At 68.5% G+C, this 23,084-nt stretch carries 22 protein-coding genes; 6 read left to right on the top strand and 16 right to left on the bottom strand.

Features of this window, described 5'->3' with window-relative positions:
• Positions 1 to 54: 54 nt before the first annotated feature.
• The gene (clpB, locus tag J0J01_RS04915; protein ID WP_296379095.1) at positions 55 to 2,661 is read right to left on the bottom strand and encodes an ATP-dependent chaperone ClpB; all 2,607 of its coding nucleotides are present in this window, start codon (positions 2,659 to 2,661) and stop codon (positions 55 to 57) included.
• Positions 2,662 to 2,840: 179 nt separating this feature from the next.
• Between clpB and J0J01_RS04910 the strand changes: the two genes are divergently transcribed.
• A complete protein-coding gene (locus tag J0J01_RS04910) occupies positions 2,841 to 3,401 on the top strand; it encodes a DUF4337 domain-containing protein (RefSeq protein WP_296379094.1) in 561 nt (186 codons plus the stop codon).
• 120 nt (positions 3,402 to 3,521) lie between these two features.
• On the opposite strand, the gene J0J01_RS04905 is transcribed toward J0J01_RS04910, so the two are convergent.
• The 8 genes from J0J01_RS04905 to J0J01_RS04870 all read right to left on the bottom strand — a co-directional run bounded on the left by J0J01_RS04905 (position 3,522) and on the right by J0J01_RS04870 (position 13,597).
• Positions 3,522 to 4,205 carry a DUF4167 domain-containing protein gene (locus J0J01_RS04905; RefSeq protein WP_296379093.1) on the bottom strand — a complete coding sequence of 228 codons (684 nt, stop codon included), beginning with the start codon at positions 4,203 to 4,205 and terminating at the stop codon, positions 3,522 to 3,524.
• A gap of 190 nt (positions 4,206 to 4,395) precedes the next feature.
• A complete protein-coding gene (gene prmC / locus J0J01_RS04900) occupies positions 4,396 to 5,235 on the bottom strand; it encodes a peptide chain release factor N(5)-glutamine methyltransferase (RefSeq protein ID WP_296379102.1) in 840 nt (279 codons plus the stop codon).
• A gap of 17 nt (positions 5,236 to 5,252) precedes the next feature.
• Positions 5,253 to 6,317, bottom strand: a complete 1,065-nt coding sequence (prfA, locus tag J0J01_RS04895) for a peptide chain release factor 1 (protein ID WP_296379092.1) — start codon at positions 6,315 to 6,317, stop codon at positions 5,253 to 5,255.
• Positions 6,318 to 6,321: 4 nt separating this feature from the next.
• A complete protein-coding gene (gene hisS, locus J0J01_RS04890; RefSeq protein ID WP_296379101.1) occupies positions 6,322 to 7,554 on the bottom strand; it encodes a histidine--tRNA ligase in 1,233 nt (410 codons plus the stop codon).
• A gap of 55 nt (positions 7,555 to 7,609) precedes the next feature.
• Positions 7,610 to 8,728: a flavodoxin-dependent (E)-4-hydroxy-3-methylbut-2-enyl-diphosphate synthase gene (ispG, locus tag J0J01_RS04885; RefSeq protein ID WP_296379091.1), complete on the bottom strand. Its 1,119-nt coding sequence runs from the start codon at positions 8,726 to 8,728 to the stop codon at positions 7,610 to 7,612.
• A 52-nt stretch (positions 8,729 to 8,780) separates the two neighbouring features.
• Positions 8,781 to 9,722, bottom strand: coding sequence for a helix-turn-helix domain-containing protein (locus tag J0J01_RS04880; RefSeq protein WP_296379090.1), 942 nt, complete (start codon positions 9,720 to 9,722; stop codon positions 8,781 to 8,783).
• A 144-nt stretch (positions 9,723 to 9,866) separates the two neighbouring features.
• Positions 9,867 to 12,071: a phosphoenolpyruvate--protein phosphotransferase gene (gene ptsP / locus J0J01_RS04875; RefSeq protein WP_296379089.1), complete on the bottom strand. Its 2,205-nt coding sequence runs from the start codon at positions 12,069 to 12,071 to the stop codon at positions 9,867 to 9,869.
• 278 nt (positions 12,072 to 12,349) lie between these two features.
• Positions 12,350 to 13,597, bottom strand: a complete 1,248-nt coding sequence (locus tag J0J01_RS04870) for an aspartate kinase (protein WP_296379088.1) — start codon at positions 13,595 to 13,597, stop codon at positions 12,350 to 12,352.
• A 58-nt stretch (positions 13,598 to 13,655) separates the two neighbouring features.
• Here J0J01_RS04870 and ubiG point away from each other — a divergent pair, with 58 nt between their 5' ends.
• Entirely contained in the window at positions 13,656 to 14,420 is a 765-nt protein-coding gene (gene ubiG, locus J0J01_RS04865) for a bifunctional 2-polyprenyl-6-hydroxyphenol methylase/3-demethylubiquinol 3-O-methyltransferase UbiG (RefSeq protein ID WP_296379087.1), read from the top strand.
• Between the two features lie 40 nt (positions 14,421 to 14,460).
• On the top strand, positions 14,461 to 15,279 hold the full coding sequence (locus J0J01_RS04860) for a DMT family transporter (protein ID WP_296379086.1): 819 nt from the start codon (positions 14,461 to 14,463) through the stop codon (positions 15,277 to 15,279).
• Positions 15,280 to 15,322: 43 nt separating this feature from the next.
• On the opposite strand, the gene J0J01_RS04855 is transcribed toward J0J01_RS04860, so the two are convergent.
• Complete coding sequence (locus J0J01_RS04855; protein WP_296379085.1) at positions 15,323 to 15,799, bottom strand: DUF1178 family protein; 477 nt, start codon at positions 15,797 to 15,799, stop codon at positions 15,323 to 15,325.
• Positions 15,800 to 15,938: 139 nt separating this feature from the next.
• On the opposite strand from J0J01_RS04855, the gene J0J01_RS04850 reads away from it, so the two are divergent.
• Positions 15,939 to 16,379: a class I SAM-dependent methyltransferase gene (locus J0J01_RS04850; RefSeq protein ID WP_296379084.1), complete on the top strand. Its 441-nt coding sequence runs from the start codon at positions 15,939 to 15,941 to the stop codon at positions 16,377 to 16,379.
• Between the two features lie 15 nt (positions 16,380 to 16,394).
• On the opposite strand, the gene J0J01_RS04845 is transcribed toward J0J01_RS04850, so the two are convergent.
• Genes J0J01_RS04845 through J0J01_RS04835 form a run of 3 tightly spaced genes read right to left on the bottom strand, consistent with a single transcriptional unit; the run spans position 16,395 to position 18,286 of the window.
• Positions 16,395 to 17,258, bottom strand: a complete 864-nt coding sequence (locus tag J0J01_RS04845) for a carbon-nitrogen hydrolase family protein (RefSeq protein WP_296379083.1) — start codon at positions 17,256 to 17,258, stop codon at positions 16,395 to 16,397.
• A 14-nt stretch (positions 17,259 to 17,272) separates the two neighbouring features.
• On the bottom strand, positions 17,273 to 17,533 hold the full coding sequence (gene grxC / locus J0J01_RS04840; RefSeq protein ID WP_296379081.1) for a glutaredoxin 3: 261 nt from the start codon (positions 17,531 to 17,533) through the stop codon (positions 17,273 to 17,275).
• A gap of 24 nt (positions 17,534 to 17,557) precedes the next feature.
• On the bottom strand, positions 17,558 to 18,286 hold the full coding sequence (locus tag J0J01_RS04835; protein ID WP_296379080.1) for a ComF family protein: 729 nt from the start codon (positions 18,284 to 18,286) through the stop codon (positions 17,558 to 17,560).
• Positions 18,287 to 18,368: 82 nt separating this feature from the next.
• Between J0J01_RS04835 and J0J01_RS04830 the strand changes: the two genes are divergently transcribed.
• Together J0J01_RS04830 and J0J01_RS04825 are read left to right on the top strand one after the other, a co-directional pair.
• Entirely contained in the window at positions 18,369 to 19,277 is a 909-nt protein-coding gene (locus J0J01_RS04830; protein ID WP_296379079.1) for a methyltransferase domain-containing protein, read from the top strand.
• Positions 19,277 to 20,068 (top strand): hypothetical protein, encoded by a 792-nt coding sequence (locus tag J0J01_RS04825; RefSeq protein WP_296379078.1) that lies wholly within the window; start codon positions 19,277 to 19,279, stop codon positions 20,066 to 20,068. The genes J0J01_RS04830 and J0J01_RS04825 overlap by 1 nt, the downstream gene beginning before the upstream one ends.
• 42 nt (positions 20,069 to 20,110) lie before the next feature.
• Here the strand turns inward: J0J01_RS04825 and mutT are convergent, their stop codons facing one another.
• The 3 genes from mutT to J0J01_RS04810 form a co-directional block, all read right to left on the bottom strand.
• Entirely contained in the window at positions 20,111 to 20,503 is a 393-nt protein-coding gene (gene mutT, locus J0J01_RS04820; protein WP_296379100.1) for an 8-oxo-dGTP diphosphatase MutT, read from the bottom strand.
• A 50-nt stretch (positions 20,504 to 20,553) separates the two neighbouring features.
• The gene (gene argJ / locus J0J01_RS04815; protein WP_296379077.1) at positions 20,554 to 21,795 is read right to left on the bottom strand and encodes a bifunctional glutamate N-acetyltransferase/amino-acid acetyltransferase ArgJ; all 1,242 of its coding nucleotides are present in this window, start codon (positions 21,793 to 21,795) and stop codon (positions 20,554 to 20,556) included.
• A gap of 83 nt (positions 21,796 to 21,878) precedes the next feature.
• A complete protein-coding gene (locus J0J01_RS04810) occupies positions 21,879 to 22,871 on the bottom strand; it encodes a peptidylprolyl isomerase (protein WP_296379076.1) in 993 nt (330 codons plus the stop codon).
• Positions 22,872 to 23,084 lie beyond the last annotated feature (213 nt).

Genomic DNA, 23,084 nt, shown 5'->3' with positions numbered 1-23,084 from the left:
AACGGAACGGGGCAGGCCTGACGGCCTGCCCCCTGTCCCGGTCAATCGTCCCGGTTAGTCGGCTGCCTCGCTCAGTACCTGCACGCCGCCGACGTTGAGCTCACCGTTCTCGACGGTGATCGCGACGCTGTCGCCGTCGCCGATCTTGCCCTCGAGCAGCATCGTCGCCAGCGGGTTCTGCAGGCTGCGCTGGATCACCCGCTTGAGCGGCCGTGCGCCGTAGACCGGATCGTAGCCGCGATTGGCCAGCCACTGCAGCGCCTTGCCGTCGAACTTCAGCTCGATCTTGCGATCGGCCAGCAGCTTGCGCAGGCGGCCGAGCTGGATCTCGACGATGTCGGTCATGTTCGCGCGGCTCAACCGGCTGAACAGCAGGACCTCATCGAGGCGGTTGAGGAACTCGGGCCGGAAGGCGCGGCGCACCTCTTCCATCACCTGCTCGCGCACGGTGTCGGCCGATTCGCCGTCCTTGAGCGCCGCCAGATGCGAGCTGCCGAGGTTCGAGGTCAGCACGATCAGCGTGTTCTTGAAGTCGACCGTGCGGCCCTGGCCGTCGGTCAGGCGACCGTCGTCGAGCACCTGCAACAGCACGTTGAACACGTCCGGGTGCGCCTTCTCGACCTCGTCGAACAGGATCACCTGGTAGGGACGCCGGCGCACCGCCTCGGTGAGGACGCCGCCCTCGTCGTAGCCGACATAGCCCGGAGGCGCGCCGATCAGGCGGCTGACGGCGTGCTTCTCCATGAACTCGCTCATGTCGACGCGCACCATCGCCTGGTCGTCGTCGAACAGGAATTCGGCGATCGCCTTGGTGAGCTCGGTCTTGCCGACGCCGGTCGGGCCCAGGAACAGGAACGAGCCGATCGGCCGGTTCGGGTCCTGCAACCCGGCGCGCGCGCGGCGCACCGCGTTGGCGACGGCACGGACCGCCTCGTCCTGGCCGACCACCCGCTTGCCGACCTGCTCCTCCATGCGGAGCAGCTTGGCCTTCTCGCCCTCGAGCATCTTGTCGACGGGCACGCCGGTCCAGCGCGACACGACGGCCGCGATGTCTTCCGGAGTGACCTCCTCCTTGACCCCCTTGCCGCCGGCCACCTCGTGGCTCTCGGCTTCCTTGAGCTTCTTCTCGAGGTCGGGGATCACGCCGTAGGCGAGCTCGCCGGCTTTCGCCAGCTCGCCCCTGCGCTGGGCGATGTCGAGCTCCGAGCGCGCCTTGTCGAGCTGCTCCTTGAGCTTCTGCGAATCGGCGAGCTTGTCCTTGGCCGACTTCCACGACGCGGTCAGCGCCGCCGACTTCTGCTCGAGCTCGCTCAGCTCCTTCTCGAGCCGCTCGAGGCGGTCGCGCGAGGCTTGGTCGGTCTCCTTCTTCAGCGCCTCGCGCTCGATCTTGAGCATAATGATGCGCCGGTCGAGCTCGTCCAGCTCCTCGGGCTTGCTGTCGACCTGCATGCGGATCCGGCTCGCGGCCTCGTCCATCAAGTCGATCGCCTTGTCCGGCAGGAAGCGGTCGGCGATGTAGCGGTTGGAGAGCGTCGCGGACGCCACGATCGCGGCATCGGCGATGCGCACGCCATGGTGGAGCTCGTACTTCTCCTTGAGGCCGCGCAGGATCGAGATCGTGTCCTCGACCGTCGGCTCGGCGACGAACACCGGCTGGAAGCGACGGGCGAGTGCTGCGTCCTTCTCGATGTGCTTGCGGTACTCGTCGAGCGTCGTGGCGCCCACGCAATGCAGCTCGCCGCGCGCCAGCGCGGGCTTCAGCATGTTGGAGGCATCCATCGCGCCGTCGGCCTTGCCGGCGCCGATCAGGGTGTGCAACTCGTCGATGAAGACGATGATGTCGCCCTCGGACGAGGCGATCTCGGAGAGCACTGCCTTGAGGCGCTCCTCGAACTCACCGCGGTACTTCGCGCCGGCGACCATCGCGCCGAGATCGAGCGCCATCAGCTTCTTGCCCTTCAGCGACTCCGGCACGTCGTCGTTGACGATGCGCAGCGCCAGGCCCTCGGCGATGGCAGTCTTGCCGACGCCGGGCTCGCCGATCAGCACGGGGTTGTTCTTGGTGCGGCGGCTCAGCACCTGGATGGTGCGGCGGATCTCCTCGTCGCGGCCGATCACCGGATCGAGCTTGCCGTCGCGCGCCGCCTGGGTGAGGTCGCGGGCGTACTTCTTGAGCGCCTCGTAGCTGCCCTCGGCACCTGCCGAATCGGCGGTGCGGCCCTTGCGCAGCTCGGCGATCGCCTTCTCCAGCGCCTGCGGCTTCACGCCGGCATCGCTCAGCGCCTTGGCGGCGTCGGTGCCCTTGGCGAGCAGCAGCGCCAGCAGCATGCGCTCGACGGTGACGAAGCTGTCGCCCGCCTTCTCGGCAATGGATTCGGCCTGGTCGAAGATGCGCGCCGTCTCCGGCGCCATGTAGATCTGGCCCGCGCCCTGGCCTTCGACCTTGGGCTGCTTGGCCAGCGTCGCCTCGACCGCGCGGTGGACGGCGCGGGAGTCGCCGCCTGCGGCGGAGATCAGGTTGGCCGCGAGGCCCTCCGGATCGTCCAGCAGGACCTTCAAAAGGTGGTCCGGAATGAAGCGCTGGTGCCCTTCGCGGAGCGCCAGCATTTGCGCGCTCTGAAGGAAGCCGCGCATGCGGTCCGTATATTTCTCCTGGTTCATCACTCAACCCTTTCTTCGGACGCCCCCAATCAACGGCAGGCGAAAGAGCGGACCCCTATCCGGGCATCCTGCGTTCGATATGGGGTGGGACGGCCCGGACGCAAGACCCGACGACGGGTATGGCTTTTCGATGTAACGAACGCGCGGTATGAACCGCTGCGAAACAGGGGAGTGTGGAAATGTCAGGCGGACACGGACACGTCGAAGGCGGCGACAAGAAAACCGCTTTGCTGGTCGCTATCCTGGCGGCGTTGCTTGCGATCTCGGAGCTGGGCGGCAAGAGCGCGCAGACCCATGCGCTGGCCGACCATATCGACGCCTCGAACCTGTGGTCGTTCTTCCAGGCCAAGACGATCCGGCAGACGACCATGCGGACGGCCGCCGACGCCGTCGAGGCGCAGTTCAAGGATGGCGGGCAGACGATGCCGCCCGGCCTGAAGAAGCAGGCCGAGACCTGGCGCACGACGGCGCAGCGCTACGAGACGGAGCCCGAGACCGGCGAGGGCCGCAAGGAACTGGCCGCCCGCGCCAAGGCCAAGGAGGCCGCGCGCGACAAGGCGATGTCGGCCTATCACATGTTCGAATACGGCTCGGCCGCGCTGCAGCTCGCGATCGTGCTGGCCGGCGCCGCAGCGCTCACCAGCGTCGTCTGGTTGACGATCATGTCGATCGGCCTGGGCGTGGTCGGGATGCTGTTCGGCGCGCTGGGCTTCCTCGCGCCGACGCTCATTCACCTGTAGCCCTCCTCCCCCGCCATGGGGGAGGCGTCGCCGTCATCGGCGACGGAGGGGTCATGACCCCATCGCCCGCGCAAGACGCGGGCACTTCCCCTTCGCGGACTCCGCAAAGGGGAAGAAAGCTTAGCCCCGGCGGCCCGCTCCGGCCGGCGCGAACTCGGGCACCTCGGGCTGCTCGTCGGCCGCCGGATCGGGGTTCGCCGGCGGACGGCCGCTTTGCAGGAAGGCGACCCCGCCGAGACCAGGGTCGCTGTCGCCCTGCTCCTCGCGGCCGCCACGGCCGCCACGATCTTCGCGGCCGCCACGCTCCTCACGGCCACCCCGGTCCTCGCGGCTGCCACGCTCCTCGCGGCCATCCTGGCGGATGTTCTGCTGCTGATGCTCTTCGGGAGCGTAGCCGTTGCTGCCGCCGGCCTGCTGCTCACCGTTGGGCTGGCCCTGCTGTTGCGGGTTGCCCTGCTGCGGCGGCTGGCCCTCTTCGCCATCGCCCCAACCCTGGTTGTTGCGCTGGACGAAGCCGCCCATGGTCTGGATCACGCGGTAGTAGTGATCGGCGTACTGCCAGTACGCCTCCGCCATGATGCGGTCGCCCGAGGCCGCGGCCTCGCGGGCGAGCGCCTGGTATTTGTCGAACACCTGGTGCGCATTGCCTCGCACGCGCACGTCGGGCCCGCTGCTGTCGAAGATCTGGTTGCGATTGGGCGGTCGGTTTGGATTGTGCTGGTGATGCTGCTTGTGATGCTGGTGACCACCGCCACCACCGCCATTGCGGCCGCCCCGCGACCGCTGCCGATTGTTTGGTCTCATTAACCTGGGCCAGTTACATGCCGGACGGGTTCTGTTTTGACTACCCTCTGCCCTCTCCCGGGCGCCGTCGCAGCTCAATGTTACGAGGGATATTTGGCCCGTGGCACACCGTATCCCGGGCCATGCCCCTTCCAAGGGGCCAACAAGAACGTAGTCGCATTCCTCTGGATTGCCAATAGTTTAATGCCTGTTAATTGCCGGCGGCGACGACCCTTTCGATGCCGCCCAGGTCCTTCCAGGGCGGCCGCGGCGCCAGGCCGGCAGCGGAGAAAAGTGCTGATATTTCAGAGACTTGCCCCTCCCCTCCTTCGACGACGAGAAAGCCGCCGGCTGTGACCAATTTCGGCCCCGCCGAAGCAATCTCGCGATAGGCCGCGAGCCCGTCCGCGCCGCCATCGAGCGCCAGCCGGGGCTCGAACTTCGCCACCTCCGGCATCAGCCGCTCGACCGCCGCGCTCTCGATGTAGGGCGGATTGGATACCACCAGGTCGAACGGCCCGCCGAGGGCGTCGATCCAGCCGGGCAGCCGCCAGTCGCCGGCAACCAGCGCCGTCCGGTCGTCGACGCCGAGGGCCCGCGCATTCTCCTCAGCCACCGCCATCGCCTGCGGCGAGGCCTCGAGCCCAACACCGCGCGCCTTCGGATACTCGTGCAGCAGGGTCAGCAGCAGGCAGCCCGAGCCGACGCCGAGATCGAGGATGCGCCAGGCGCGGTCGCGGTCGGGCATCAGCGATAGCACCGCCTCGATCACCGTCTCGCTGTCGGGGCGCGGCACCAGCACGGCCGGTGTGACCTTGAACGGCAGGCCCCAGAACTCGCGTTCGCCCACGATGTAGGCCATCGGCTCGCGCTGCACCCGCCGCGCCGTCAGCACGCGCACGGCCTCGACGATGGCGGCCGGCGCCGCGTCGGTGCCGCGGGCCACGAGCTGCTCGACGGTGAGCCGCGAGGCCTGCGCCAGCAGCAGCCGTGCCTCGAAACGGGCGTTGTCGATGCCGGCCGCGGTCAGCGCCACGGCCGTGTCGCGCAGCAGCGCGTCGTAGGCGATCAGGCGGCGAGCTCCGCCAGCCGCGACGCCTCGTCGTCGGCGATCAGGGCGTCGATGATCTCGTCCAGCCCGCGGCCCTCCATCACCTCGGCGAGGTTGTAGAGCGTGAGGTTGATGCGGTGGTCGGTGACCCGGCTCTGCGGGAAGTTGTAGGTGCGGATGCGCTCGCTGCGGTCGCCCGAGCCGACCTGGCCCTTGCGGTCGGCGGCGCGCGCGTCGTCGCGGCGCTGGCGCTCGGCGTCGTACAGGCGGGCGCGCAGGATCTTCATCGCCTTGGCCTTGTTCTTGTGCTGGCTCTTCTCGTCCTGCTGGCTGACCACGACGCCGGTCGGAAGATGGGTGATGCGCACCGCCGAATCGGTGGTGTTGACCGACTGGCCGCCCGGTCCCGAGGCGCGGAAGACGTCGATGCGCAGGTCCTTCTCGTCAATCTTGATGTCGAACTCCTCGGCCTCCGGCAGCACCGCCACCGTCGCCGCCGAGGTATGGATGCGGCCCGACGCCTCGGTCGCGGGCACGCGCTGCACGCGGTGCACGCCCGATTCGAACTTCAGCCGGGCGAACACGCCCTTGCCGCTCACCGTGGCGATCGCCTCCTTGTAGCCGCCGATGCCGGTGTCGGAGAGCTCCATGATCTCGAACTTCCAGCGGTGCTCGGCGGCGTAGCGCTGGTACATGCGGAACAGGTCCGATGCGAACAGCGCCGCCTCGTCGCCGCCGGTGCCGGCGCGGATTTCCAGGATGGCGTTCTTCTCGTCGGCCGCGTCCTTGGGCAGCAGCATGCGCTTCACGGCCTGCTCGAGGTCGGGCAGCCGCTTCTTGAGGTTGACGGCCTCTTCCTCCGCCATCGCGCGCATGTCGGGGTCGGCCGCCAGTGCCTCGGTGTCCTTCAGCTCCTGCTCGGCCTTGCGCCATTCGTTGACCGCGTCGACCAGCGGCCCGAGGTCGGAATACTCCTTGGACGCCGCCACGAACTTCTGGGAATCGAGGGCGCCGCCGGACAGCGCCGCCTGCAGCTCGGCGTGGCGCGCCACCACCTGGTCGAGTTTCTGAAGAAGAGACATTTTCCTAGGACTTAAGCGCTTCCGCGAGCTTGTCCAGCGCGACCTCGTGCTGCGCGCCGCTGTCGAGATCCTTCACCTGGGCCACGCCCTTGGCGAGCTCGTCGTCGCCCAGGATGATCGCGGCGCGAGCATTGAGCTTGTTGGCCCGCTGCATGCGCCGCTTCATGTTGCCGCGATAGTCCTGCTCGACCGCGATGCCGGCGCGGCGCAGCGTCCGCGCGATGCCCAGCGCCTTGGCCTCGGCCGCCGGGCCCAGCGGCGCGATCGCCACCGGCCGCGGCAGCGGCGCCGGCTCGTTGGCCAGCATGACCAGTCGCTCGATGCCGCCCGCCCAGCCGATGCCGGCGGTCGGCGGGCCGCCCAGCTCGGCGATCAGCCCGTCGTAGCGGCCGCCGCCCAGCACCGTGCCCTGGGCGCCGATGTGGGTGGTGACGAACTCGAACGCCGTGTGGGTGTAGTAGTCGAGCCCGCGCACCAAAGCCGGATCGATCTCGAACGGCACGCCGGCGGCGGCGAGGCCGTCCTGCACCTGCTTGAAGAAGTCGCGGCTCGCCTGGTTGAGGTGATCCGAAAAGGACGGCGCGTCGGCGTTGATCGCCTTGTCGCCCTCGTCCTTGCTGTCGAGGATGCGCAGCGGGTTGCGTTGCAGCCGGTCGCGCGAGTCCTCCGACAGTCTCGCGGTGTGCGCCGAATAATAGTCGACCAGCACCTTGCGGTAGGCCGTGCGGCTCTCGGGGTCGCCGAGCGAGTTGAGCTTCAGCACGCAGCGCCCGAGGATGCCCAGGCGATCGAGGATGTCGGCCGCGACCGAGATCACCTCGATGTCGGCGCCGGGCTCGGGCGCGCCCAGCACCTCGAGGTCGATCTGGTGGAATTGCCGCTGCCGGCCCTTCTGCGGCCGCTCGTAGCGGAACATCGGCCCCGCGGCGAACAGCTTCAGCGGCAGCTGTTGCGCCAGCTCGCCGTTGGAGACGAAGGCGCGGCAGATGCCGGCGGTGTATTCCGGCCGCAGCGTCAGCGATTCGCCGCCGCGATCCTGGAAGGTGTACATCTCCTTGGAGACGACGTCGGTCGTCTCGCCGATGCCGCGCGCGAACAGCTCGGTGAACTCGAAGATCGGCGTCGCCATCTCGCGATAACCGTAGAGGCGCGCGACCTCGCGGGCGGTGTCGATGACATGCGCGAAGCGCCGATACTCATCGGGGAGAAGGTCGTGCGTGCCCCGCACGGGTTGCATCTTGCTCACGGGAAATAGCCTTGAAGAGAGATCGTCAGAAGGAAGGGACCAACCGCTACTCGGCGGCGATCTTATGTCGCCCGGCCTCGATCTCCGCCGCCTTCCTCTCGATCAGCTCGACCAGGTGATCGACGATGCCAGCGTCCTTCAGCCGGTGGTGCGGCACGCCCGCGATGTAGACCTGGTGCGTGCCGTTGCCTCCGCCGGTGAAGCCGATGTCGGTCTCGCGCGCCTCGCCCGGACCGTTCACGACGCAGCCGATCACCGACACCGTCATCGGCGTGGTGATGTGGGCGACGCGCTTCTCCAGCGCCTCGACGGTCTTGATGACGTCGTACTGCTGGCGCGCGCAGGACGGGCAGGAGATGATGTTGACCCCGCGATGGCGCAGGTTGAGCGCCTTCAGCATCTCGAAGCCGACGCGCACCTCTTCCTCGGGCTCGGCCGAGAGCGAGACGCGGATGGTGTCGCCGATGCCGGCCCACAGAAGCGAGCCGATGCCGATCGAGGACTTCACCGTGCCGGTGCGCGTGCCGCCCGCCTCGGTGACGCCGACATGCAAGGGGTAGTCGCAGGCGTCGGCGAGCTGCTGGTAGGCCGCGACCGCGAGGAAGACGTCGGACGCCTTCACGCTGATCTTGAAGTCGTGGAAGTCGTGGTCCTGCAGGATGCGCGCATGATCGAGCGCGCTCTCGACCATCGCCTCCGGGCAGGGCTCGCCGTACTTCTCCAGCAGGTCCTTCTCCAGGGAGCCCGCATTGACGCCGATGCGCATCGAGACGCCATGGTCCTTGGCCGCCTTGATGACCTCGCGTACGCGGTCGGCGCTGCCGATGTTGCCGGGATTGATGCGCAGGCAAGCGGCGCCCGCGTCGGCCGCCTCGAGGGCGCGCTTATAGTGGAAATGGATATCGGCCACGATCGGCACGCGGCTCGCCTTGACGATCCTGTGCAGCGCGGCCGTCGAGTCCTCGTCGGGGCATGAGACGCGGATGATGTCGACGCCCGCCTCCTCGCAGCGCTTGATCTGCGCGATCGTGGCGTCGGCGTCGGCGGTCAGCGTGTTGGTCATGGTCTGCACGGTGATCGGCGCGCCGTCGCCGACCGGCACGGAGCCGACCATGACCCGCCGCGACTTGCGGCGCACGATATCGCGATAGGGGCGAATGCTCATGGCGCGGCAATCTACTCGCGGTGCCGCCGCTTATCCAGCTACCGAAAAATGGCTAGCGGGCGTCGATCAGACGGTAGGAGATACCCGCAGGAACGACGTAGCTTTCGCCGGCGCGGACATAGGTCTGCGTCAGGACGTCGCCGGCGGGACCGCGCAACTCGATCCAGCTGTTGGTGCGCGCAACCACCCTGGTGTCCGACGCCGCTGCCGGCGTCGCCAGCAGAACGGGCGGCGGCGCCGCGGCTTCCTGTTGCGGCGGCAGCGGCTGCACGGCCACTGCGTTCGGGGCGAGCGCCGCGCGGGGCGCCTCGACGACCGGCGCCTGCGCGGCCTGGGCCTGGCCGGGCGACGGCATCACGACCGGCGGCTGCGCCGGGGCCGAGCTGACGGCCGGCATCGGGTTGGCGGGCTTGGCCGCGGTCTCCTGTTTGGGCGCCGGCCACATCTCGTTGGCGGGCGGAACCGCCGGCGTCGGCGGCGGCGTGCGCGCGTCCTGGACCGGCGGCGCGGCAGGCTGGGCGGCGGGCGGTGTCGCGGCCTGCTCGATAGCAGGCGCGGCCGGCTGAGCGGCGGGCGGGGTCGCAGGCGCCTGGTTCGCGAGCAGGCGATCGGGCACCGGCGGCACCTTCTGGCTGACGACCGCCTCCTGGCGCGGCATGTACTGCCACACCGCGTAGCCGGCGCCGATCACCAGCAGCACCGTGAGCACGGCGAGGCCGACCGGCGCGCGCTTCTCGACGATCGGGAAATCGGCGGGCAGCGTGACCGGCCGCTCGATCGGCACCGGGCCGGAGAGCTGGTACGCGGTCATCACCTTGTCGGCATCGAGACCGAGGAAGTTGGCGTAGGCGCGCAGGAACGCCGGAATGTACGCAGCGCCCGGCAGCTGATCGAACCGGCCCTGTTCGATCGCCTCGAGATAGCGGCCGCGAATGCGAAGGCGCGCGGCGACGTCGTCGATGGAAAGATCACGCGCGGCGCGCTGATCCCTCAACAAACGACCGACTGCACGGCCCGGTGAAACGTCACGCTCCATGCTCCGCCAATCGACTTGGTCCGGCATGAGCCCCCTCTGATGCCAATAATCGTGTTTTAGCAGAGGCCTTTTGAAGGAGCAAAAGCGATTCGGTTTTAATTGCTAAATTTCGACCGCATGATCGGCTGCGAACAATCGCAGCGTCTCGCGCAAAGGCCGATCCGGCTGTGTCAAAACTGAGGCGAGGAATGCGCTCGCTTCGTTCAGATCAAGCGAACGAACCATGGCCTTCACCGGTCCGATTGCGCCTGGCACCATCGACAGCGTGCGCACGCCGACCGCCAGCAGCGCCAGCGCCTCGACCGGACGGCCCGCCATCTCGCCGCACACCGACAGGTCGACGCCGGCCGGCCGGGTCTTCTCAACCACAAAGTGTAGTAGCCGCAGCAGCGCGGGGGACAAGGAATCGTAGCGGCCGGACAAGCGCGTATTCCCGCGGTCGGCCGCGTACAAAAATTGCAACAAATCGTTGGTGCCGACCGAGATGAAGTCGACGTACGGCAGTAGACTGTCGAGCTGCCACGCCAGGGCCGGCACCTCGAACATCACGCCGACCCGCAGCCGCTCCGGCAGGGCGAGGCCGCGCCGCTTGGCGCGGTCAAGCTCGAGGTCGAGCAGCTTGCGTGCGCCCGTGAGCTCGGCGACCTCGGCGATCATCGGGAACATCACCGACAGGGGCCGGCCGTTGGCCGCCTGGATCAGCGCCCGCAACTGCCGGCGCAGCATCGCCGGCCGATCGAGGCCGATGCGGATCGCCCGCCAGCCCATCGCCGGGTTGTCGTCGCCGAAGGCGCCGACATAGGGCAGCACCTTGTCGCCGCCGACATCGAGGGTACGGAAGGTCACCGGCTTGCCGTCGGCGACATCGAGCACACGGCTGTAGAGCCAAGCCTGGGCATCGACGTCGGGAAACTCCGAACGCACCATGAACGGGATCTCGGTGCGATAGAGACCGACGCCGTCGGCGCCGGTTTCCTCGAGATGCTGCATGTCGATCAGGAGGCCCGCGTTCATCTGCAAGCCGACGCGCGCCTGGTCGCGCGTCGCCGAAGGGTACTCGCGCAGGGCGGCGTACTTGCGCTGGCGCTCGACGCGCGCCTCGATCGCGGCATCGATGGTCTGGACGATGTCCTCGGCCGGCCGCACCAGCACCTGGGCATGGTCGCCGTCGACGATGATCGGATCGCCCGGCTCGACGCGCGACAGCACGTCGGGCGCGCGGCCGACCACCGGGATGTCGAGCGCGCGCGCCACGATCGTGACATGGCTCATCGCCGAGCCTTCCTCGAGCACCAGCGCGCGCAGCCGGGTGCGGTCGTAGTCGAGCAGCTCGGCCGGGCCCATGTCGCGCGCGATCACGATCATGTCCTCGGGCAGGCTGCTGGGATCGAGCGCGGCGCGGCCGGTCAGGCGCAGCTGCACGCGGTTGGTGAGATCCTGCAGGTCGGAGAGCCGCTCGCGGATATAGGGATCGGTCGACTGGCCGAGCCGCGCGCGCACGTCGTCGAAGGCGCGCTGCACGGCGGCCTCGGCGGTGAGGCCCGAGGCGATCGCCTCGCGGACCCGCTCGATCCAGCCGCGGTCGTCGACGAACATGCGAAAGGTCTCGAGGATCTCGCGCTGCTCGCCCGACTGCATGTCGTGCGCCTCGAGCATGCGGTCGACGTCGTCGCGCACGGCGGAGAGCGCCTCGTCGAAGCGGATCTGCTCGGCGGCACTGTCCTCGGCCACCACCTTCTGGATGACGATGCGCGGCTCGTGCAGCACGGCGTGCCCGATCGCGACGCCGGGCGTGAGCTGCACGCCGTCGATGCGCAACGGCAGGAGGCCGAGGCCGTCGACCTGCTGCACCTCGTTGGGGCTGACGATGTGCTGCGCCGCGACCATCTCCGCCAGCACCATGGCGATGGTCTGCAGCGTCTCGATCTCTTCTTCGTCGTACTGGCGGCGGGTGCGGTTCTGCACGACCAGGACGCCGAGCACGCGGCCGGCGCGCACGATCGGCACGCCGGCAAGCGAGTGGTAGATCTCTTCACCCGTCTCCGGACGATAGGCGAATTGCGGATGGGCCTGTGCGTCATCGAGCGCCAGCGACCGCGCGTGGGCGGCGATGTCGCCGACCAGGCCCTCGCCGACCCGCAGCCGGGTGCGGTGCACAGCCGACGGATTCAGGCCCTGTGTCGCGAACAGCTCGAGCACCTCGCCGGCGCGCAGCAGGTAGATCGAGCACACCTCGGCCACCATCTCGTTGGCGACCAGGCGCACGACCTCGCCCAAGGTTTCCTCGGGCGTACCACCACGCGCCATCGTGTCCCGGAGCCGCTTGAGGAGCATTCGCGGTCCGGCCAGGGGAGTCCCTCTCTCCATGGTCAGACCGCGAGGTGCTTGAGTCGGATGACGACGAAGCTGCGGTCGATAATGCAGGCACAAACGCGCCAAGCCGCCGAGGGGCGGACTTTCTGGGCGGTCATATGTTGGCGCCGGCCGAGCATGGCCCGCTTATAGCAAGATGGGTGCCGAACGGGCTACCGGCTAATTCGCCACCCGCATGAGGGAACCTTATGAAAGGTAGGCTTATGCGAGGCTTACGCCGCGTCGAGTTCGTAGGCGGCGTGCAGTGCACGCACGGCAAGCTCGGTGTACTCGGCCGAGACCAGGACGCTCACCTTGATCTCCGAGGTCGAGATCACCTGGATGTTTATCCCCTTGGCGGCCAGGGTCTCGAACATCTTGAGGGCGACACCGGCATGGCTGCGCATGCCGACGCCGATCACCGAGATCTTGGCGACGTTGGTGTCGGCCTTGGCCTCGGCGAACTTCAGCTCCGTCTTGGCCTTCTCCAGCCGCTCGACCGCGCGGGCGAGATCGGCGCGCGGCACGGTGAAGGTGATGTCGGTCGAGCTGCCGTCGATCGACACGTTCTGCACGATCATGTCGACGTTGATGTTGGCCTCGGCCAGCGGGCCGAAGATCGCCGCCGCGACGCCCGGCCGGTCGGGCACGTGGGTGACCGTGATCTTGGCCTCGTCCTTGGCGAAGGCGATGCCGCTCACGACTGACTTCTCGAGCCCCTGGGCCATGATCTCTTCCTCGTCCACAACCAGCGTGCCGGGCAGATCGCTGCCCAGGGCCTCGTCGAACGACGACAGGACCTGCACGCGCACATGATGGTTCATCGCCAGCTCGACCGACCGCGTCTGCAGGACCTTGGAGCCCTGCGACGCCATCTCGAGCATCTCTTCGTAGGTGACCCGGTCGATCTTCTGCGCCTTCTCCACGATCCGGGGATCGGTCGTATAGACGCCGTCGACGTCGGTGTAGATGTCGCAGCGGTCGGCCTTGAGCGCCGCCGCCAGCGCCACCGCCGAGGTGTCCGAGCCGCCGCGGCCGAGCGTGGTGATGCGGCCGTCCGGCGCCACGCCCTGGAAACCCGGCACGATCGGCACCTCGCCTTCCTGCATGCGCCGCACCATGGCGCCGGTATCGATGTCCTGGATGCGCGCCTTGCCGAAAGCGGCGTCGGTCTTGATCGGGATCTGCCACGAGGTGTAGGAGCGCGAGTTGACGTCGAGCTGCTGCAGGGCGAGCGCCAGCAGTCCGATGGTGACCTGCTCGCCGGTCGCGACCACGACGTCGTATTCGCGCGCGTCATGCAGCGGCGCGATGTCGTTGACCCATTTGACCAGCTGGTTGGTGGCGCCCGACATGGCCGAGACAACGACGGCGACCTCGTTGCCGCGGTCAACCTCGCCTTTGACCTTGCGCGCCACGTTCTTGATGCGATCGGTGTCGCCGACCGAAGTGCCGCCGAATTTGAGAACGATGCGCGCCATGGACCTGCTCGAAAGCGGGGTATAGACACCGGGGGCGTATAGTGGGTCAAGGGCGACCATGGCTGAATCGGCGCATATCCCGACGGGTTCGACCGTCGATCTGGCGGAGATCGAGCGTTTCGCGCGCATCGCGGAGGAGTGGTGGGACCCGCGCGGCAAGTTCGCGCCATTGCATCGACTTAACCCGCTCCGCCTGGGCTTCATCCGCGACCGCGCCGCGGCGCATTGGCAGCGCGACGCCCTGTCGGGCGCGCCCCTGCAGGGCCTGTCCCTGCTCGATATCGGCTGCGGCGGCGGGCTGATCTGCGAGCCGATGGCGCGGCTGGGCGCCCGGGTGACCGGCATCGACGCCGCCGACCGCAACATCGCGACCGCCCGGCTGCACGCGGCCGGACAGGACCTCGCCATCGACTATCGCGAGGCCACGGCCGAGGCCCTGGCCGAGGCCGGGCAGCAGTTCGACGTCGTGCTGGCCCTCGAGATCGTCGAGCACGTGGCCGACGTCGATCTGTTCCTGCAGTCGGTCGGACGCCTCGCCAAGCCGGGCGGCCTGGTGTTCCTGTCGACGCTGAATCGTACCGCCAAGGCCTGGGCGCTGGCGATCGCCGGTGCCGAGTACGTGATGCGCTGGCTGCCGCGCGGCACCCACGACTGGCGCAAGTTCCTGAAGCCCTCCGAGGTCGTGCGTGGCCTGCGGCACGCCTATGTCGAGCCGCAGGAGATCGTCGGCGTGGTCTACAGCCCGCTCAGCCGCGACTGGTCGCTCAGCAAGCACGACCTCGACGTCAACTACATGCTGTACGGCAGCAAGGCCGGTGGCTGAGGCCGCCAAGTCATCGTCCATCCCGAAGGCAGCGGCATGGATGGCAGGGTGGCTCGCCTGCATCGTCGTGATGACGGTGGCGGGCCGCGAAGCGACGAGCCGCATCAGCGTCTTCCAGGTGATGGAGCTGCGCTCGCTGATGGGCATCGTGCTGCTCTATCCGCTGGTCCGCCGCGACGGCGGCTTCCGGACGATGAAGACGCCGAATCTCAAGCGCCATGTCCTGCGCAACATCGTCCATTTCGGCGCGCAATGCTGCTGGCTCCTGGCGCTCACTTTGATCCCGCTGGCCCAGGTGATCTCGATCGAGTTCACCATGCCGATCTGGACGGCGATCCTGGCGGTCGCCTTCCTCGGCGAGCGCATGGGTGTCTGGAAGAACACCGCCGTGGTGCTCGGCCTGGTCGGCGTCGTCGTCATCGTGCGGCCGTTCGGCGGCGAGGTCAGCAGCGGCCAGCTGATCGCCCTCGCGGCGGCGGTCGGCTACGCCATGTCGGTGACGCTGGTGAAGTCGCTGACCCGCACCGACCGCGTCATCGTCATCATGTTCTGGATGGTGATGATCCAGGCGGCGCTCGGCGTGATCCCGGCCATCGCCTTGTGGCAATGGCCGTCGGCCTCTGTCTGGGGCTGGCTGGTGGTGATCGGCTTCTGCGGCACCTACTCGCACTGGTGCCTGACGCAGGCGCTGCTGCATGCCGATGCGACGATCGTGGTGCCGATGGATTTCCTGCGCGTGCCGCTCGCCGCGCTGACCGGCTGGCTGGTCTATGCCGAGCGCATCGACCTGCTGACGGCCGCGGGTGCCGCGCTGATCCTCGGCGGCAACCTGCTCAACCTGAAAGGCGCGAAGCGCTAACGCTCATTCGGACCGCGGACCTGGAGGTCCGCGGTCCGAATGACTAATTGCCCCGGGGAATCCAGGGCAGGCGGCCGAACTCGATGCCTTCCTCGGCCAGCGCCTCGGCTTCCTCGTCGCTGGTCTCGCCGTAGATGCCGCGCTTGTCGCTCTCGCCGTAGTGAATCTTGCGGGCTTCCTCGGCGAACTTGTCGCCGACATGCTCGCAGTTCTTCTCGACCTCGGCCCGGACCTTCATCAGCGCCTCGCGCAGCTCCTTGGGCACCTTGCGCGCCAGTGCCGCCATCTGCTGCTGCTCCGGTGTCGGCGCAGGAGCGGGTGCCGGAGCCGGCGCCTCGACCTCCACTGCGTTGCCCTTCTTGCCGATGCGTGGCGCCATGATCGCGCGCGCCACCTTGGCGTCGCCGCACACGGCGCAGCCGACCAGGGATTTCTTCTCCTGGCGTTCGTAGGTCTTGCTGTCCTTGAACCAGCTTTCGAACTCGTGGCCCTTGGAGCAGCGCAGGCGGTATAGAATCATGAAACTACAAGCAATTCCGGCGTTGGCACTCCCGCGGAGGGAGTGCCAAGAATGATGGGGTTTCATGGCTGCTGATGCAAGAGGGGCGCCACTCCCCTGGATCGTCCAGTGGGCCGGCCTGGTCGCGCCGGAGGCAGCCGTGCTCGACCTCGCCGCAGGCCGCGGCCGTCATGCCCTGTTCTTCGCCGAGCGCGGCAACAAGGTGGTGGCCGTCGACCGCGACACCAGCCGCCTTCCCGTGCACGCCAACATCGAGCCTCTGATCGCCGACCTGGAAAATGGCAGCCCGTGGCCCCTCACTCGGCACTTTGGCGCGGCGGTCGTCACCAACTACCTGCATCGGCCGCTGATGCCGGCACTGCTCGACGCGATCGAGCCGGGCGGCGTGCTGCTCTACCAGACCTTCATGGAAGGCAACGAGCGCTTCGGGAAACCCAGCAAGCCCGATCATCTGCTGAAGGACGGCGAACTGCTCGAACTGGTGCGCGGCAAGTTCTCGGTGACGGCTTACGAAGCCCGCCTGATCAGCGACCCAATGGCGATGGTGCAACGGATCGCGGCCCGCAAATTTTCGTCGTGATCTTCTGGAGATGAGCTACTCGGCGGCCCTGGCGACCGGCTTGGCCAGCGCCGGCGGGGCGTATTTCCGGTCGTGCTGCAGCGACGGCACCATCTTGCGCGCCTCCTCGACCTTGGCGAGGTCGACATCGGCGATCACGAAGCCCGCATTCTCGCCGCCGGCGTCGGCGATCACCTCGCCCCACGGCGCAACCGCCACCGAATGGCCGTAGGTCTTGCGGCCCGAGCCCTTGTGCGTACCGACCTGGGCCGGCGCGAAGACGTAGCAGCCGGTCTCGATCGCGCGCGCCCGCATCAGCGTATGCCAGTGCGCCTTGCCGGTCGGCACCGTGAACGACGACGGGATCGACAGCATGGTCGCGCCGGCATGCGCCAGGTCGCGATAGAGATAGGGGAAGCGCAGGTCGTAGCAGATCGTCATGCCGAGCACGCCCCACGGCGTCTCGGCCAGCACCGAGCGCTCGCCCGGCTTGAAGGTCGACGATTCGCGGTAGCTCTCGCCGCCGGCGAGCTGGACGTCGAACATGTGGATCTTGTCGTAGCTCGCGACGATGCCGCCGTCGGAATCGATCAGGTAGGAGCGGTTGCGGATCTGCTCCTCGCCCGGCATGCGGACATGGATCGAGCCGAGCAGGAACCAGGCGCCGGTCTCGCGCGCCGCAGAGCGGCAGGCCGCGAGCATCGCGTGCTCTTCTTCCGTCTGTGCCTTGGCGAGCGTCTCGGCGCGGTTGGCGCCGATCAGGCCGGTGTTCTCCGGCGTCATGACGAAGTCGGCGCCGGCATCGCGCGCGCGTTTTGCCTCAGCGCGCACGAAGGCCACGTTCTCGGCCATCTCGTTGCTGACGTTGCTCTGGATCAGGCCAGCCTTGAACGCGGTCATGGGATGCCTCTTGGTCAGCCCGGCTGGGCGAGCAATGCGTCGAGCTTGCCGGCCTGCTCGAGGGCAGCGAGCTCGTCGGAGCCGCCGACATGCTGGCCGTTGATGAAGATCTGCGGCACGGTCGTGCGCCTGGAGCGCTCGCGCATCTCGCCGCGCTTACCTGCGTCTTCCATGACGTCGGTTTCCTCGTAGGCCGCGCCCTTCTTCTCCAGCAAGGCCTTGGCGCGGGCGCAGTAGCCGCACCACGGCGTGGTGTAGATCTCGATCTTGGCCATGCAGAAAACTCCTTGCCGCGATTATTACGCCGCGCGGACAGCCCGCGCCAGCGTCAGGACGTCAACGTGCCGCGCCCCGGCACGCAGCAGGACGAGCGTGCAGGCATCGACCGTGGCCCCGGTGGTCAGCACGTCATCGACCAGCAGAACGGCCTTGCCCTTGACCGATTCCCGCCAGCGCGGATGGAGCGCGAAGGCGGCGCGCACGTTGCGGCGGCGCTCCTCGGCCCGGAGCTTGCCCTGCGAGCCCGTCCAGCGGTCGCGCCGCAGCAGGTCGGGGACCAGCTCGGCCGTGCCGTGGCGCGCCACCGCCCGCGCCAGCAGGAGCGCCTGATTGTAGCGGCGGCTGAACAACCGCCGCCAATGCAAGGGCACCGGCGCGACCAGCTCGGCCTCGGCCAGCAGCTCGCTGCCGGCCCGCGCCATCCAGCGGCCGCAGGCGCGCGCCATGTCGGTCCGGTCGCCGTGCTTGAAGGGCAGCACCAGCCGCCGGCTCTCGTCGTCGTAGACCAGCGCTGCCCGCGCCTTGTGGAAGCGCGGTGGCCGCCGCAGGCAGGCGCCGCACTGCACATTGCCGTGCTCCACGGGGCCGACCGGCTCGGCGAACGGCGTGCCGCAACGGCTGCAGTGCGGCGCGGCGATGAAGGAGAAGGCCGGCCAGCAGGCCGCGCACAGCGCGCCGGGTTCGGCGACAATTTCGTTGCACCCCAGGCAGAGCGGCGGCAGGACCGCATCCAGTAGACGCAGCAGCATCGCTCGGATTGATGCAGTCAAATGCGTTGGCAAAAGGGCGATCCCCTACCCTTCACCGTCCTTTCGCCCTACATACGCAGGCGTGACGACCGACCCCCTGCTCGTCTTCGACCGCGGCACCTTGCGCCAGCGACGTGAGCGCGCCGCCCGCCGCTGGGACGACCATGCGTTCCTCAAGCGCGAGATCGCGACGCGCCTGGTCGAGCGGCTGGACGACGTGCGGCGCAGCTTCGGCACGGCGCTCGATCTCGGCTGCCACGGCGACGAGATCGCCACAGCACTCGGCGGCCGCGCGACTGTCCAGACATTGGTGCGCGCCGACCTGGGGCTCGGCTTCGCCCGCACCGCGCAAGGCCCGACCGTGGTCGCCGACGAGGAGGCGCTGCCCTTCGCGCCCCACTCGTTCGAGCTGGTGCTGAGCGCGATGGACCTGCACTGGGTCAACGACCTGCCCGGCACGCTGATCCAGATCGCACGCATCTTGAGGCCGGACGGACTCTTCCTGGCGGCGATGCTGGGTGGCGGCACCCTGTGGCAGTTGCGCCAGGCGCTGGCCGCGGCCGAGAGCGAGGTCGAAAGCGGGCTCAGCCCGCGGGTCTCGCCCTTCGCCGACCTGCGCGACGCGGCGGGCCTACTGCAGCGCGCGGGCTTCGCCCTGCCGGTGGCCGACTGCGAGACGATCGATGTCGAGTACGCGAATGCGCTCGCGCTGATGCGCGATCTGGGCGCCATGGGCGAGAGCAACCTGGTGGCCGAGCGCCGCCGCGGCTTCAGCCGGCGCGCCACGCTGCTGCGCGCCGCCGAGATCTACGGCGAGCGTTTCGCGCTGCCCTCGGGCCGGATCGCGGCGAGCTTCGAGGTCCTGTTCCTGCATGGCTGGGCGCCGCACGCCTCGCAGCCCAAGCCTCTGCGGCCCGGCAGCGCGGCACACCGGCTGGCCGAGGCGCTCGGCACGCGCGAGATCAGCACCGGCGAGAAGGCGGGACATTGATGCGGCTTTCCGTCGGCGAGATCCTGTCCGAGAGCTTCGGCTTCTTCTTTGCCCGCCTCGGGCTGTTCTTCCATCTCGTCACCATCCCGTGGATCCTGTCGCTGCTGCTGCGCATCGCCGTCTGGTCGGTGATCGAGCCCACCCTGATGTCGGGCCTGGTCGAGAAGGCGCTCGACGCCATCCCCGCCACCATGTTCGTGGTCGCCTGGATCCGCGTCGTGCTGCTCGGGCCCGAGCGCGTCGATCGTCTGCCGGGGCTCGGCTGGTCGACGCGCGAGACGGCGTTCGTCGGCCATCTCCTGCAGGTCGCCGGCATCACCTTCGTGCTGCTGGCGGCGATGTTGCTGGTGATCGGGCCGATCGACCCGATGACGCTGGGCCGCGGCGCGACCGATCCCGAGGCGGCGCGGCGCGAGGCGATGGCGACGCCGCTCGGCGCGGGCTTCATCGCCTCCTTCCTGCTGGCGCTCCGGGTGAGCTTCGGGCTCGCCGCCTCGGCGGTCGATCTGCCGTGGTCGCCGCGCCGCTCGTGGGCCTACGGCCGCGGCAACAGCTGGCCGATCATCGGTAGCCTGTTCCTGATCCTGCTGGTCAGCTCGGTGGCCAACGGCCTTGCCATCGCCATGTCTCTGGCGCTGACCCACCGGCTGGGCGCGGAGAGCGCCATCATGATCGTCACCTGGACAGTCTCGACCCTGGTCTCCTACGGCGGCACGGCGCTGCTGACGACGGCGCTGGCGGTGATCTTCCGCCGCCTCACAAAGTGGCGCGAGGGCGTGCCGCTGGCGTGAGTTCTTTCTCCTCCCCCTAGCTAGCGGGGGAGAGGAACATGATCAGAGCAAATCGCGCAGCAGGGCCACCAGAGGCACGTCGGCGGGCGGCATGGGATAGCGGCTGAGCTCGGCCGGCATCACCCACTTCAGCGCCTGGCCCTCGCGCGGCTGCGGCGTGCCGGCCCATTTGCGGCAGGCGAAGACCGGCATCAGCAAATGGAACTTCTCGTAGCCGTGGCTGGCGAAGGCGATCGGCGCCAGGCAGCTCGTCGCCGTCTCGATGCCGAGCTCCTCGTGCAGCTCGCGGACCAGCGCATGCTCGGGCGTCTCGCCGGCATCGACCTTGCCGCCGGGGAATTCCCAGAGGCCGGCCATCGACTTGCCTTCCGGCCGCTGGGCGATCAGCACGCGGCCGTCGGGATCGACCAGCGCCACCGCCGCGACCAGCACCATCGGCCGCTCGCCGAGCGGCGGCGGGCCGCCAGGACACTCGTCGGCGAAATTCAAGAACGGTAGCTGCCGTTGATGTCGATGTAGCCGTGGGTCAGGTCGCAGGTCCACACAGTGGCGCGGCCGCGGCCGATGCCGAGATCGATGTCGATCACGATGTCGCTGCCCTTGATGTGCTTGGCCACCGGCGCCTCGTCGTAGTTGGGCACGACCTGGCCGCCCTCGGTGATCTTCACGCCACCGATCGAGATCCTGAGCTTGTCGCGGTCGGCACGCTCGCCCGACTTGCCGACGGCCATGACGACGCGGCCCCAGTTGGCGTCCTCGCCGGCGATCGCCGTCTTGACCAGCGGCGAGTTGGCGACCGCCAGCCCGATCTTGCGCGCGGCACCGTTGGACGACGCGCCGCCGACATTGATGGTGACGAACTTGGTGGCGCCCTCGCCGTCGCGGGCCAGGAGCTGCGCCAGCTCGATCAGCACCTCGTCGAGCGCGCGCTTGAAATCGACCAGCACCGGATCGTCGGCCTCCTCGATCGGCGCATGGCGGGCGGCGCCGGTGGCGGCGAGCAGCAGGGTGTCGCTGGTCGAGGTGTCCCCGTCGACGGTGACGCAGTTCAGCGACTTGTCGGCGGCATCGGTGACCAGCTTCTGTAGCACGCCGCCCGGGATCTTGGCGTCGGTGAAGAGGAAGGCCAGCATCGTCGCCATGTCGGGCGCGATCATGCCCGAGCCCTTGAGGAAGCCGTTCAGGGTCACCGTGCGCTCGCCGATCTTGGCCTGCCGGGTGGCGAGCTTGGGAAAGGTGTCGGTGGTCATGATGGCGCCGGCGGCGGACGCCCAGTTGTCCTCGCGCGCGCCCTTCAAAAGCGCCGGCACCACGGCGGCGAGCTTCTCCCAGTCGAGCGGCTGGCCGATCACGCCGGTCGAGGCCATGAACACCTCGTTGCGCGGGCAGCCCATCGCCTGCGCCACCGCGCGCGTGCTCTCCTCGACCGCCTTGTCGCCCAGCTTGCCGGTGAAGGCGTTGGCGTTGCCGGCATTGACCAGGATGGCGCGCGCCTTGCCGCGCGGCAGGTTCTTCTTGCACCAGTCGACCGGCGCCGAGGAGCACTTCGACCGGGTCAGGACGCCCGCGATCGTCGCCCCGGGCGGCAGCACCGCCAGCATCACATCGTCGCGACCCTGGTAGCGCACGCCCGATGCGGCTGAGGCGAGCTTGACGCCCGCGATGCGCGGCAACGTCGGCGTCGTTTTGGGCGCAAGCGGCGATACGGCAGGCTTTACGGCGGCCATCGAGTTCCTTCCCCCCGGCCCACCGTCAATCCGATGTGGCCGAACGGCTGAGCCTACACCAGAAACCGCGCGAAAAGTGAGTGTTACTTCGGCGGGTTGGGAAGCGCCGGCGCCGGAATGCCCGAAGGCGTGGTCGGCGCCGCCGGCGCGGCCGGCTTCGCATCGACCTTGCTGCCGTCGATGTTGAACTTCTCGATCTTGGCAGTCGAGCGCAGCTGGTCGAAGAAGTGGCCGACCGCCTCGCGCCCCATCTCCTCGCGGATCTGCTCGGACAATTCCTCGAAGCTGGGCGGCGGCGCCTGGCGGCGGTCCTCGACCTTGATGACGTGGAAGCCGAACTGCGTCTTGACCGGCGTGTCGGAGAGCTCGCCCTTCTTGAGGTTGAAGGCGGCGTCGGAGAATTCCTTCACCATGTCGGTGCGCTTGAACCAGCCGAGGTCGCCGCCCTCGGCGCCCGACGCCTTGTCGGTCGACTTCTCGCGCGCCAGCTTGTCGAAGGCGGTGCCCTTCTTCAGCTCGGCCAGCAGGTCCTTCGCCTCCTGCTCGGTGGCGACCAGGATGTGGCGGGCATGCACCTCCTCCTCGGCCGGCATCGACTTCAGCTTCTCCTGGTAGCGCTCCTGCATCTTCTCAGGGGTGATGCGCTTGGAGACTTCCTTGGTAAGCCAGTAGTCCTGGATGACCTGTTCCTCGACGAAGACCATGCGCTTCTTGTAGGCGGGATCGGCGTCGGCCTTGTTCTTCTTGGCGTCGGCCACCACCAGCTTGGCGTTGATGATGCGCTCGAGCAGGGCGGGGAAGACGCTCTGCAGCGGTACGTTGCGGTACTGCGCCGGCAGCGCCTGCTGGGCGATCTCGAGCTCGGACAGATAGATCGACTGGCCGTTCACCGTGGCGACCACCGGGTCCTTGGGCTGCGGCTGGGCGGCCTGCGGCGGCTTCTGGGCCGGCGCCTGTGCCGCCGGCGGCTTGGCCGGCGGTTGGGCCGGAGACTGCTGGGCCTGGGCGAGGCCGCATACCGTGACGGCTGCGCAGACAAGGGAAACGACGCGCAGCAAACGCAGGCACGGCAACATTGGCGAACTCCGGCGACGATTCGATGACGGACGGGTTGAGTACTGGCGGCCCCACCCGGTTTACACACTTCGCCGCATCGAATGGCAACGAATTGTGCCAATTTTTCGTGAGACGACCGGTTCCGAACGCAGTTCGGAACTTTCCCGATAGCCGATTGGCGGCCGCTTGCGTTGACACTGCCGAACGCGCTCTCTATCTCTCACAGGTCGGCG

It is taken from the genome of Reyranella sp. (assembly GCF_017305915.1).
Classification (GTDB): Bacteria; Pseudomonadota; Alphaproteobacteria; order Reyranellales; family Reyranellaceae; genus Reyranella.
Note: the sequence above shows the minus strand (reverse complement) of the source record. Positions and strands in the feature narration are given on the sequence as shown.

Coding starts and splice junctions, on each gene's coding strand:
- clpB (WP_296379095.1), bottom strand. CDS start 2,661: ATGAACCAGGAGAAATATACGGACCGCATGCGCGGCTTCCTTCAGAGC.
- J0J01_RS04910 (WP_296379094.1), top strand. CDS start 2,841: ATGTCAGGCGGACACGGACACGTCGAAGGCGGCGACAAGAAAACCGCT.
- J0J01_RS04905 (WP_296379093.1), bottom strand. CDS start 4,205: ATGAGACCAAACAATCGGCAGCGGTCGCGGGGCGGCCGCAATGGCGGT.
- prfA (WP_296379092.1), bottom strand. CDS start 6,317: ATGTCTCTTCTTCAGAAACTCGACCAGGTGGTGGCGCGCCACGCCGAG.
- hisS (WP_296379101.1), bottom strand. CDS start 7,554: ATGCAACCCGTGCGGGGCACGCACGACCTTCTCCCCGATGAGTATCGG.
- ispG (WP_296379091.1), bottom strand. CDS start 8,728: ATGAGCATTCGCCCCTATCGCGATATCGTGCGCCGCAAGTCGCGGCGG.
- ptsP (WP_296379089.1), bottom strand. CDS start 12,071: ATGGCGCGTGGTGGTACGCCCGAGGAAACCTTGGGCGAGGTCGTGCGC.
- J0J01_RS04870 (WP_296379088.1), bottom strand. CDS start 13,597: ATGGCGCGCATCGTTCTCAAATTCGGCGGCACTTCGGTCGGCGACACC.
- ubiG (WP_296379087.1), top strand. CDS start 13,656: ATGGCTGAATCGGCGCATATCCCGACGGGTTCGACCGTCGATCTGGCG.
- J0J01_RS04860 (WP_296379086.1), top strand. CDS start 14,461: ATGGCAGGGTGGCTCGCCTGCATCGTCGTGATGACGGTGGCGGGCCGC.
- J0J01_RS04855 (WP_296379085.1), bottom strand. CDS start 15,799: ATGATTCTATACCGCCTGCGCTGCTCCAAGGGCCACGAGTTCGAAAGC.
- J0J01_RS04845 (WP_296379083.1), bottom strand. CDS start 17,258: ATGACCGCGTTCAAGGCTGGCCTGATCCAGAGCAACGTCAGCAACGAG.
- grxC (WP_296379081.1), bottom strand. CDS start 17,533: ATGGCCAAGATCGAGATCTACACCACGCCGTGGTGCGGCTACTGCGCC.
- J0J01_RS04835 (WP_296379080.1), bottom strand. CDS start 18,286: ATGCTGCTGCGTCTACTGGATGCGGTCCTGCCGCCGCTCTGCCTGGGG.
- J0J01_RS04825 (WP_296379078.1), top strand. CDS start 19,277: ATGCGGCTTTCCGTCGGCGAGATCCTGTCCGAGAGCTTCGGCTTCTTC.
- mutT (WP_296379100.1), bottom strand. CDS start 20,503: ATGGTGCTGGTCGCGGCGGTGGCGCTGGTCGATCCCGACGGCCGCGTG.
- argJ (WP_296379077.1), bottom strand. CDS start 21,795: ATGGCCGCCGTAAAGCCTGCCGTATCGCCGCTTGCGCCCAAAACGACG.
- J0J01_RS04810 (WP_296379076.1), bottom strand. CDS start 22,871: ATGTTGCCGTGCCTGCGTTTGCTGCGCGTCGTTTCCCTTGTCTGCGCA.